General features: G+C 67.6%; 1 protein-coding gene. It reads left to right on the plus strand.

Annotated elements, in window-relative coordinates:
- On the plus strand, nucleotides 1-312 hold a 312-nt coding region (locus DXC52_RS09885), incomplete at its 5' end, for an ATP-binding protein (protein ID WP_199409519.1).
- Nucleotides 313-870 lie beyond the last annotated feature (558 nt).

An 870-nucleotide genomic window follows, 5' to 3' on the forward strand; every position in this document is an offset into this window, starting at 1 on the left:
AACCTCGTGGCCAACGCCGCCGAGCACGCGCGCTCGCGCGTGGCGGTCTCCTGCGACGTCGCGGGCGGGCACCTCGTCATCGAGGTCGCTGACGACGGACCGGGCTTCTCTCCTGCCGCCCTCGAACGCGGCTGCGAGCGCCTCTTCACAGACGACTCATCCCGCTCCTCGCGCGACGGAGGCCGCCACTACGGGCTCGGCCTCCACGCCGCCTCCGAGGCCGCGAGCGCCCACGGGGGCTCCGTCTCGCTCGCCAACAGCCCCTCGGGCGGCGCGGTGGCCACCATCGCGGTCCCCCTGTGCGGGGCCTGACGACTCAGACCCTCACACCGGCGTGGCTCGCAACCAAACGCTTCCCGGATAATAATGCCCGTTGCAGGGATCGCCCTGGCTAGTCGCCGCCCATGTGCATGAGCATGTCGGCGACGCGAGTCGCCATCTCGTCCGCCGCTACACGGATGTTGGCGACCCAGGACGCAAGGCCGACCTGATCGGATGCCTCCGCCTCAAGCACGTCGCAAATGACGGCGGCGACCGCCCCGGGAGCCGCCCGCGGCCGGGCACGCGAGGGAGCCTCGAGACGAGAGGAGCTCGAGGACGACCATGACCAAGAGCATTAGCAGGAGCCAGGTGAGGCTCATCGCATCGACCAACGCGATATTCGGCGCCGACGAGGCGTGCGCGATGCTGCGCATAAGCCGCGACGCAATGTACCGGCTCGCCCCCCTTTGCACTCACCGCCAGCACATGCTATAAGGTTGTTGGTGGCCCATTGAGCTACCTCCAAGTGCCGGGGGAGTCCCCCGGCTATTTTTTTAGGCTCTGTTAGACCAGGATTGACATACATGTGTCCCCACGGTGCCATATCGT

The organism is Collinsella sp. TF05-9AC, from assembly GCF_003438495.1.
Classification (GTDB): domain Bacteria; phylum Actinomycetota; class Coriobacteriia; order Coriobacteriales; family Coriobacteriaceae; genus Collinsella.